Source organism: Corallococcus terminator (assembly GCF_049194865.1).
In the GTDB taxonomy this organism is placed as follows: Bacteria; Myxococcota; Myxococcia; order Myxococcales; family Myxococcaceae; genus Myxococcus; species Myxococcus terminator_A.
Genome location: NZ_JBLZWL010000137.1, coordinates 73,162 through 82,706, shown reverse-complemented (window position 1 = coordinate 82,706; position 9,545 = coordinate 73,162). Strand labels below are relative to the sequence as shown.

The window sequence follows — 9,545 nt, the reverse complement described above, 5'->3', positions numbered from 1 at the left end:
GTGGCATCGAGGCGCAGGTGTACAGCCATCCCCTGGGCAACCACGGCCACGCGCTGGGGGCCTCCATCGACTTCCGCTCGTCGACGCGCAAGGACGCGCCGAAGCCGCTGCGAGAGGGCTCATACATCGCCATCGAGCTGAACACGTCCACCCCGGTGCCGGAGTGGGACGGCCAGAAGGTGGCGGTGATGGAGGAGGACCCGGCCTACCTCACGCAGGAGGGCTGGAAGTTCTTCGTGCCGCGTCAGGAAGCCTTCTACCTCATCAAGTAGCGGGGCCTTCAGAAGGCCACGCCCAGCCCCAAGCCCAGTGCCCACATGCGTGAGGCGCTGGGCGCGGGGCTCGACTCGGGAGCGCCCAGGTCGATGCGCACGCCGGCCCGAGCGAACGCGGGGCCGAGCCGCACGCGGACGAAGGGCTCCAGGGAGAGCTGCGAGTCCTCTCCCTCCCACGTCGCCTCGGTGAGATGGGGAGAGACGACCTGGGCCCGAACGCCGGGCTCGAGCATTCCGAGCCCGAGCGACGCCTCCACGCTGGCCTGCGCGACGAAGTGGGTGTCGCGCGCGGAGCGGGACACGGGCATGAGCATGCCGAGCGCCACGTCGGCGCGGAGCTGGAAGCCGGGCAGGTCCACGCCCACGGCCATGGGCAGCACCGCGGACGTCGTGTCGAGCTCCCACAGCCACGGGTCCGCCAGCCCGCGCACGGCCGCGGCGGTGGCGTAGTTGACGCCCTCCGTCTCGACCCTCCGGGAGCCGGTGAGGCCGGCGTCCTCATGTCGGGCCAGCGGCAGGGTGACTGCCGCGCCGACGCGGACGAACAGGCTGTCATCCGCGAACGTGCGGACATGGTGCAGGCCGACGAGCAGGTTGGACGAGCCGACGTGGCTCGTGGCCCCCTCCACGCCGCCATCGGGCTTCAGCGCGGTGTAGGGCAGCCCCCAGTCGAGCCGGAGCTGACCGTGCTCGGAGACGCGGAAGCCGGCGGCGAGGGTGGGCGAGACGTGTCGCGTGGACACGTGCCGCAGTCGTGGCGCGGAGGAGAAGGAGACGGAGGTGGCGAGGAAGTTGTCGGGCTCGCGCACCTGCGCCCCGGCGCGCATCCCGGTCAGGAGCAGGGCGGTGGCGATGAGCCACGCGGCGCTCCAGCGTCGAGGCACGAGGGTGCGGTGAGGCGTAGGCATGGCGGTGGTCCCGTCGAAGGCCCGTCCGGCTCACGGCCCCCCTTCTTCGTGGAACACCGATGAAGACGCCGAGCGTCACCACCCTTGACGCATGCGCGTGCTTTTTTCCGCGCCGCCCTCGGACGCGTCAGTCCGGGCTCGCCGTCCCGCTGACGTCGGCCCAGGTGAGGCCGAAGCGCGCGAGGTATTTCTTGAGGCGGTCCGCGTCGTTGACGCTCGTCTTCTTCGCGCGGGACTGGGAGAACAGCACGCGTCCGGCTTCGGACAGCGAGCGCACGCCCTGGCAGACCCCCAGCACGTCCGCGAGCTGCACGCGGTCGAAGCGGTCCAGCTCCTGGGCCAGCTCCTCACCCATCACCTCGGCGACGCGGTCTCCGGCACCCGAGGACCGCAAGGGCCCGGGACGAGAGCCGCCCGTGCGCCACTGTGCGCGCAGCCGCTCCAGCTCCTCGTCCACCACGTCGCGGGTGATGCGGCCTCCGGGCGCGAGCGTGGCCATGCGCAGCACCGCGGCGTTGAGGTCGCGGAAGTTGCCCGACCACCGCGCGTCGGGCGAGGTGGCGAAGCGCAGGAAGCGCTCCTGGGCCTCCTTGTTGAAAGTGATGCGCGCGCCCATCGCCTCCGAGGCCTTGTCCAGCTCGTAGAGGAGATTGGGCGGGATGTCCTCCGGCCGCTCGCGCAAGGCGGGCAGTCGGAAGGTCCACAGGTTGATGCGCGCGAGCAGGTCCTCCCGGAAGCGCCCCTGCTCGACGTCCACCAACAAGTCCCGATTGGTGCCGGCGATGAGCTGGAAGTCGCTCTCCACCTCCCGGTCCGAGCCCACGGGCAGGAAGCGCTTGTCCTCCAACGCTCGCAGCAGCATGGCCTGCTCGTCCGCGCCCAGCTCTCCAATCTCGTCCAGGAACAGCACGCCGCCGTGGGCTTGTCTCAGCAAGCCGGGCCGGTCCTGGAGCGCACCGGTGAAGGAGCCCTTCACGTGGCCGAACAGCGCGGACATGGCGCCGTCGCCGCGCAGCGTGGCGCAGTTGAGGTCCACGAACGGCCCGCTCACGGTGCCGCGAGTCTTCTTGAGCGTGTAGATGCGCCGGGCGAGCTGCGACTTGCCCGCGCCCGTGGGGCCGGTGATGAGCAGCGGTGCCCGCGACTGGGTGGCCACCTGCTCGATTCGCTCGATGATGCGGTTGAAGGCGGCGTTGCGCGTGTCGATGCCGGCCTTGAGGAAGGACAGGCCCTCGCGCTGCTCCTGCTGGAAGCGCGTGGCCAGCGTGTCGTAGCGCGACAGGTCCAGGTCGATGAGCGTGTGTGTGCCCGCGCCCGTGCTCGTCTTGTCCCGGCCAGCGGGGGAGAGCTGCACCAGCCGGCCGGGGATGAGCCGGCTCTCCACCAGCAGGAACATGCAGATCTGCGCGATGTGCGTGCCCGTGGTGATGTGGACGAGATAGTCCTCCTCCTCCGGGTTGAAGGGGTACGCGCGCACGTAGTCGAGCAGCGCGCCGTAGGTCTCCTCCAGGTCCCACGGGTTGCGGATGTCCAGCACCGTGGCGCGCACGGACGTCTCCGGAGACACCTGGCGGATGTCGCCCACCAGCGTGGACGCGAGCGCCGTGGCACCGGTGGGGTGCAGCAGCTCCAGCCGGTGAACGACCAGGTCCTCCTGCTGGCACAGCGCCACCGTGGGCCGCCACTTCGTCCAACGCCCGGGGCCCTGGCCCGTGTCCAGCGTCGTCCCGAGCATCCCCAGGACCACCGTCTGCTTCGCCCGTGTCTTCGCCATTCGGATTGGACTTTATCTCAAGGGATAGGGATGACCAGCCGTCTCGCGGCGCTTCCCTCGGAGCGAGGGTTGGCATGGCGGCTGCTTTACGTCCCTCCGTGCCCGGGAAGCAGAGCCTGGGCGAACGACCGAAAGGTGAAGGCCATGGATCGCAACAAGGTGAGCTACGAGGTGCTGTCGGACGAGGCGGGCCGCCCCATCAAGTCGTGGACGATGGGAGTGCCGTTCGAGGACGAGGCCAAGAAGCAGCTCCGGAACGTGCGCGGCCTGCCCTTCATCCACAAGTGGGTCGCGGTGATGCCGGACGTGCACCGCGGCTACGGCGCGACGGTGGGTAGCGTCGTCCCGACGGTGGGCGCGGTGGTGCCGGCGGCGGTGGGTGTGGATATCGGCTGCGGGATGATCGCCGTGCGCACGACGCTGCGCGCGGACCAGCTCCCGGACTCGCTGCGTGGGGTGCGCTCGGCCATCGAGCGGGCGGTGCCGCATGGCCGCTCGGACAACGGGGGCCGCAACGATGTCGGCGCGTGGCGCGTGGCTCCGGCTTCGCACCAGCAGGTGTGGTCGCGGTTGATGGAGGGGTATGACCGCATCGTCGCCAAGCACCCTCGCATCGGCCGTGGGCCGGAGCTGGCGCACCTGGGTACGCTCGGGACGGGAAACCACTTCATCGAGCTGTGCCTGGACGAGTCGGATGGCGTGTGGCTGATGTTGCACTCCGGTTCGCGTGGCGTGGGTAACCGCATCGGCAGCTACTTCATCGAGCTGGCGAAGGAGGATATGCGCCGGTGGCATATCAACCTCCCCGACGCGGACCTGGCGTACCTGCCGGAGGGGACCGAGCACTTCGATGACTACGTCTTCGCGGTGAGCTGGGCGCAGGACTTCGCGGCGATGAACCGCGAGCTGATGCTGCGAGGCGCGGTGGATGCCCTGCAGTTGAGCGGTGAGCTGCCTCCGTTCTCGCTGTCTGAGTCGGCGGTGAACTGCCACCACAACTACGTGGCGCGTGAGCACCACTTCGGGAAGAACTGCTTCGTGACGCGCAAGGGCGCGGTGCGGGCGCGCGAGGGTGACCTCGGCATCATCCCCGGCAGCATGGGGGCGCGTTCGTACATCGTCCGAGGGAAGGGAAACGCGGACAGCTTCCATTCCTGCAGCCACGGCGCGGGCCGGGTGATGTCGCGTGAGGCGGCGAAGAAGCGCTTCACGTTGGAAGACCACGCGAAGGCGACGGCGGGCGTGGAGTGCCGCAAGGACGTGGACGTGATTGACGAGACTCCGGCGGCGTACAAGCCCATTGATGCGGTGATGGCGGCGCAGGCGGACCTGGTCGAAGTGGTCCATACGTTGAAGCAGGTCGTCTGTGTGAAGGGGTAGCCGAAGGACAACGACAACCCCCAACACGCGAGGTGGCCATGCCGGGATGACGACACCGAGGCGCCCGTTCCCCCCAAGAGGCCGAAAGGCCGCCAGAGGTGGGGGAGCGGGCGCCGCTATTTTGGGAAGGGTGTCAGAATGCCGGGGTGGGGCCGTGAGGCGTGGGAAAAGCAGGAGACGAGACACATGCTGCGCATCGATGGTTCAAGGGGAGAGGGCGGCGGCCAGGTGCTGCGCACGTCGCTGGCGTTGTCGCTGGTGACGGGGACGCCTTTCACGATGACGAACATCCGCGCGGGCCGCGCGAAGCCGGGCCTGTTGCGACAGCACCTGACGGGCGTGAAGGCCGCCGAGGCGGTGGGCGCGGCGGAGGTGTCCGGCGCGGAGCTGGGCTCGAAGGAGCTGACGTTCCGTCCACGCGCGCTGGCCGCGGGCAACTACCACTTCGCGGTGGGCACGGCGGGCAGCGCGACGCTGGTGTTTCAGACGATATTGCCCGCGCTGTTGGCCGCGTCCGAGCCGTCCACGCTGATGTTGGAAGGTGGGACGCACAACCCGGCGGCGCCGCCGTTCGACTTCCTCACCCGCGCGTACCTGCCGATTCTGCGGAAGCTGGGTCCGGACGTCACGGCGACGCTGGAGCGTCCCGGCTTCTTCCCGGCGGGTGGTGGGAAGTTCCGCGTGGACGTGCGGCCCGGGCCGATGAAGCCCTTCTCGCTGCTGGAGCGAGGGCGGGTGCTGCGCCGTGACGCGAAGGCGGTGGTGGCGATGATTCCCTTCGACGTGGCGAAGCGGGAGATGGAGACGGCGGGCGCGCTGCTCAAGTGGCGTCCGGACGAGCTGCGGGTGGAGGAGCTCAAGCGCACCACGGGCCCTGGAAACGTGCTCGTGGTGGAGGTGGAGAGCGAGCACGTCACGGAGGTCTTCACGGGCTTCGGAGAGCGAGGCAAGCGCGCCGAAGTCGTCGCGGAGGAAGTGGCCGGCGAGGTGAAGCGCTACCTGGATGCGGAAGTCCCGGTGGGCGAGCACCTGTGCGACCAGCTGCTCCTGCTGTTCGCGCTGGCGCGGGGCGGGGAGTTCCGCACGCTGCCGCTGGATGGACACTCGGTGACGCAGCTGGAGACGATGGCGCACTTCCTCGATGTGAAGGTGGACGTGCGTGAGGTTTCTCGCGAGGTGCGCGAGGTGGTGGTGCGCGGCTGAGCCATCCGTCGAGCGTGTCCTCCAGGTACTGGCAGCACCTGGAGGACGCGCTCACGTCACGTGACAGGGGACGTCGTCACTGTCCGGTGCGCAGGTACTCGATGGCGCGCAGCAGCTCCGCGTCCCTTCCGGTGGCGATGTCCGAGGCGGTGGGGGCCACCTCGATGTCGGGGACGATGCCGACGCCGTGGAAGGTTTCGCGGCTCTGGAAGAGGACCTCCATTCCGGTGAAGCACGCAGACATGAGACCGGGCAGCAACAGGTAGGTGATGTTGCCGTTCGTCCCCGCGCTGCGCCGCCCCACCACCGTCACCCGCTGGGCATCCCTCATCATCATGGAGAAGTTCTCCGCCGCCGACCCGGTCCGAGGGCCCACCAGCAGGACGATGGGGCCCGCGTAGGAGGGGGTCGACCGCGGCTGCCAGGGATAGAAGTCCTCGAACATCTCGAGGGTGTCAGGCCCCGTCCAGAGTGGATACCGGAAGAGGGGAGAGCGGAACGGCGTGGTGATGAGGCGCTCCGCCAGCTGATAGGTGCTGATGCTTGGATATCCGCGCATGTCCAACACGAGTCCCTGGGCGCCTTGCGCTCCTGCCAGTGCTGCCTGGAAGGCGGCTGGCGTGTTGAGGACCTCTCCGGCCAGGTTGAGGTAGTGCAGCTCCGGGGCGCCGAGGTCCGCGAGGCTGCCCGCGCCTCGCAGCGACGCGGGCCCACTCACCTGTCGCAGTACCGCCCTCGGTTGAGGCTGCACCTGCACCGAGCGCAGCCTGCCATCCACGGCGCGCAGCCCGAAGGTGGTGGGCCCCTGGAGCTCGACGAGTCGTCTGGCTGCCTTGTCATGCAGGTAGCCCGGGGTGGCGGCGGAGGCATGGGCCTTCTCCTCGGCGAGCCACGCGGACATCGGCGTCCCTCCCACGCTCACCAGTGTGTCTCCGGGGTGGACGTCGGGCAGCGCGGAGCGGCGGATGACGGGCTCTCCCGAGACTTCTTCCAGGGCGACGGGGAAGTAGCCGGCGGGGGCATCGGAGTTCCAGTCATCAACGAAGCCATGGCCATCCTTGAGCACCTCGTTGAACCGCAGCAGGAGCCGGTGCGTCTGCGAACTCCGGGTGACGGGCGTGGCATCGACCAGGGCCAGGGTCTCCAGCAGCCGTGCGTCGATTCCGTCACCCACCACGTGGAAGTAGGGAAAGAACAGGCGGGTGGCGCCATGAAGGATGACGAGGTCGGCGCGGGCGATGCCGGAGGAGGCTCCGGGGGGAGGCGTCTCCTCGAACACGATGCGCTCGGACGGAGCCTTGCGTACGACAGGCGCGGTGCGGTCCACGGGGGCAGGCGTGCCGAGCAACGACGTGATGGAACTCGCTCGCGCCGAGGTGGGCAGGTCCGTGGTGGCGCCACTCAGTCCCAGGGTGGACAAGGACAGGTCTGCTGCGACGACGTCGGGAATCGCGCCCTGAGGGTCCTCCAGCCTGGAGGTCCGGATGAGCAGTCCTCGGGCGTTCACGGGCATCCACCGGGACTCGGCGACGCTCGTGTGGACGGGGGCGCCGACGAGCCAGGCGCGCTGAGCCATCCGCAGGTCCACGGCGAAGCGCGCGGCGGCCGGTGCCAGCGAGGGCCCGGTGAGCAACGCGACGGGAAGTTGCGCGTGTCCTGTCGCCGCGAGCGGCTCCGGTGTGCGCACGTCAATGAAGTTCCGATAGACGTTGTAGTACGACATCTCGTCCGTCATTCCGAGGTGCCAGCGGACGCGCTCCGTCAGTCGGGTGACGGGCGCGTTGCTGGCCACACCGATGGCTCGGGCCAGGGCCTCTTCCAGTCGCGGGTCCTGGGGGAGGTTCCGCAGGTCGATGACCACCGCGCGCGTGTGACGTGGAAGGGTGAGCGGGCCCGTGCCGGGACGGATGAACGCGATGGGCCCCAGGCCGAGGACTCGGGCGGGTGCCAGCGATTGCGAGGAGACCTCCAGCGCACAGACGGACTCCATCGCGTCCGCGTAGTGCGTGGTGGCAGCGTCCCAGTCCACCGTGTTTCCCTCGAGCGCCGCGACCAGGGAGAGGTCTGCCTGGACATAGTGGGGGCCCGTGCCGAAGAAGCGCGCCTGCGCATGGGCGGCGGACATCGCGACGGGGGCGGGAAGCGCGCTCGCTGGACCGGCACGGCCATTTGCGCACCAGTCGTCGGAGGGCGGGAGCGCCTGTGCTCCGGCATTTCCTCCCAGCAGCGCGAGGAGTCCGGCGGTGAGGACGTGGTGGTGACGGAACGAACGCGCACGGGTGGCGCCGTCGTCGACGATTCGACGGAGGAACGACTTGTTCATGGGGAGCTCCAGACCCAGGCCGGAATGGCTCATCAGGTCGCCGAAGGAACGCGAGGCTCGCTGGCGCAATATCGCCAGGCCTTTTGCAGCGGCATCGCGTGACAACTATTCCCAAGCCCGCAGGGGCGCGCGACGAAGGGCACCCCGGGCGCGGGTGACTCACCCGGGATTGCCGGATGGCGAATGGAGACGTCTTTCATCTCGGGGATGTTGAGAGTCCACCTGGCGCCGTTCCAGCACGGCACACGCGGGTCATCTGGACTGTGGGGCCCATCGTCCACGCGGTGCTGGAGTGACGAGCCTCTCGCGTCATGCTCGCGACGAGACACAAGGAGGGCTCGTGTGATGCCGTCTCCTGCTTGCTGAGGCAGGAGGTGAGCCCTCGCGATGGCCGTGCGGCGCTTGTCTGGAGTCCTGCCGAGTACACGGGCGTGACGTCCTCCAGACTGGCGAGAGCGTGGGCCGCGCGACAGTGAATGGATGGAGGAGATGCGCTGGGATGGCCGAGGTTCCCGAAGTTGAGATCATCGCCCGGGACTTGCGACAGGCCGTCGTCGGGCGACGCATCATCGACGTGGAAGTGCTCGTCCCGGAGGCGGTCCGCTTTCCGTCGCCGTCGGAGTTTGTCTCCGCGCTGCGGGGGCGGCGCATCACGGGTGCGCATCGTCGGGCGAAGTTCATCCTCTTGTCGCTGGAGGACGGGCAGACGCTCGCGGTCCACTTCATGCTCTGGGGCTCGCTGTCGCTGAGGCCCGTGGGCGGTGAGCGTCCTCCCGAGAGTCTGGTGGTCCTGACGCTCGACGCGGACGAGGAACTCTGGCTCACGGACACGCTGGGTTACGCGCGCATGGCGGTGGCCCGTACCGACGAGCTGACCACACGCCTGAAGCTGGAGGAGCTGGGGCCGGAGGTGCTCGATGCGGACTTCACCTCGGACCACCTGGCGGGTCGGCTGTCACGGCGTCGGAGTCCGCTCAAGACCGTGCTGCTCAGCCAGCGAGTCATCGCGGGGATGGGAAATCGGGACGCGGATGAGAGCCTGTGGAAGGCGGGGTTGGACCCACGTCGTCTGGCGACCTCGCTCACACGAGAAGAGCTGACGCGGCTGCATCGCGCCATGCGCGAGGTGCTTGAAGAAGGCCTGTCGCTGAGGGGCACGCAGCGGGACTTGTTCGGGGTGAAGGGACAGGCGAGGCACCGGCGCAATGTCTTCGAGCGCACCGGCGCGCCGTGTCCGGGCTGCGGCACGCCCATCACCCACGCGCGTGTCGGAGGTCGCAACACCCACTGGTGTGCCCGGTGCCAACCCGAGTCAGGAACACCCTCCGGGCCGACGCAGGGCCTGTTGCTGTAAGCCCCCGTCAGGAGGAGGCCATCGCCTCCCGCGTGCTACCCCGCTGCGCTCCCTCCCGCTCCGCTGTTATGAAGCAGGTGTGTCCGACGTCACCGAGTCCACACCGTCGCCGCTCGACTCCGCGCTGGCCCGCGCCAGTGAGGAACTGGGCCTGCCCAGCTACTACCAGTCCTGTGTGCGCCCGCTGCTGCGCAACCCCGAGGGCCGCTGGCCCCGGTGCTGTGGCGGAGGCTGCGAGCCGTGCGCCCAGACGCTCATCCAGGTGGCGATGCGCACCCTGGAGATTCTGGGCACGCCGCGACAGGCCCCTCTACCGGACTGAGTTCAT

At 69.2% G+C, this 9,545-nt stretch carries 7 protein-coding genes and 1 pseudogene; 5 read left to right on the top strand and 3 right to left on the bottom strand.

Annotation, left to right across the window (positions count from 1 at the left end):
- Positions 1-272, top strand: a pseudogene (locus tag ACN469_RS41145) (M24 family metallopeptidase); the annotation flags it as partial.
- Between the two features lie 8 nt (positions 273-280).
- On the opposite strand, the gene ACN469_RS41140 reads toward ACN469_RS41145, so the two are convergent.
- Together ACN469_RS41140 and rtcR are read right to left on the bottom strand one after the other, a co-directional pair.
- Positions 281-1,183: a hypothetical protein gene (locus ACN469_RS41140; protein ID WP_498777468.1), complete on the bottom strand. Its 903-nt coding sequence runs from the start codon at positions 1,181-1,183 to the stop codon at positions 281-283.
- 127 nt (positions 1,184-1,310) lie between these two features.
- Positions 1,311-2,957, bottom strand: a complete 1,647-nt coding sequence (gene rtcR / locus ACN469_RS41135; protein WP_498777466.1) for an RNA repair transcriptional activator RtcR — start codon at positions 2,955-2,957, stop codon at positions 1,311-1,313.
- Between the two features lie 144 nt (positions 2,958-3,101).
- Between rtcR and ACN469_RS41130 the strand changes: the two genes are divergently transcribed.
- Both ACN469_RS41130 and rtcA read left to right on the top strand, forming a co-directional pair.
- Positions 3,102-4,337, top strand: coding sequence for an RtcB family protein (locus tag ACN469_RS41130; protein WP_498777464.1), 1,236 nt, complete (start codon positions 3,102-3,104; stop codon positions 4,335-4,337).
- Between the two features lie 186 nt (positions 4,338-4,523).
- Positions 4,524-5,540 (top strand): RNA 3'-terminal phosphate cyclase, encoded by a 1,017-nt coding sequence (rtcA, locus tag ACN469_RS41125; RefSeq protein ID WP_498777462.1) that lies wholly within the window; start codon positions 4,524-4,526, stop codon positions 5,538-5,540.
- 76 nt (positions 5,541-5,616) lie between these two features.
- Here the strand turns inward: rtcA and ACN469_RS41120 are convergent, their stop codons facing one another.
- Positions 5,617-7,863: a S41 family peptidase gene (locus ACN469_RS41120; protein WP_498777460.1), complete on the bottom strand. Its 2,247-nt coding sequence runs from the start codon at positions 7,861-7,863 to the stop codon at positions 5,617-5,619.
- Positions 7,864-8,362: 499 nt separating this feature from the next.
- On the opposite strand from ACN469_RS41120, the gene mutM reads away from it, so the two are divergent.
- Both mutM and ACN469_RS41110 read left to right on the top strand, forming a co-directional pair.
- Entirely contained in the window at positions 8,363-9,217 is an 855-nt protein-coding gene (gene mutM / locus ACN469_RS41115; RefSeq protein ID WP_498777458.1) for a bifunctional DNA-formamidopyrimidine glycosylase/DNA-(apurinic or apyrimidinic site) lyase, read from the top strand.
- A gap of 79 nt (positions 9,218-9,296) precedes the next feature.
- Positions 9,297-9,539 (top strand): Rossmann-fold NAD(P)-binding domain-containing protein, encoded by a 243-nt coding sequence (locus tag ACN469_RS41110; protein WP_163862342.1) that lies wholly within the window; start codon positions 9,297-9,299, stop codon positions 9,537-9,539.
- Positions 9,540-9,545 lie beyond the last annotated feature (6 nt).

Excerpts from the sequence above, each read along its gene's own strand:
- ACN469_RS41140 (WP_498777468.1), bottom strand. The coding sequence starts at position 1,183 with ATGCCTACGCCTCACCGCACCCTCGTGCCTCGACGCTGGAGCGCCGCG.
- rtcR (WP_498777466.1), bottom strand. The coding sequence starts at position 2,957 with ATGGCGAAGACACGGGCGAAGCAGACGGTGGTCCTGGGGATGCTCGGG.
- ACN469_RS41130 (WP_498777464.1), top strand. The coding sequence starts at position 3,102 with ATGGATCGCAACAAGGTGAGCTACGAGGTGCTGTCGGACGAGGCGGGC.
- rtcA (WP_498777462.1), top strand. The coding sequence starts at position 4,524 with ATGCTGCGCATCGATGGTTCAAGGGGAGAGGGCGGCGGCCAGGTGCTG.
- ACN469_RS41120 (WP_498777460.1), bottom strand. The coding sequence starts at position 7,863 with ATGAACAAGTCGTTCCTCCGTCGAATCGTCGACGACGGCGCCACCCGT.
- mutM (WP_498777458.1), top strand. The coding sequence starts at position 8,363 with ATGGCCGAGGTTCCCGAAGTTGAGATCATCGCCCGGGACTTGCGACAG.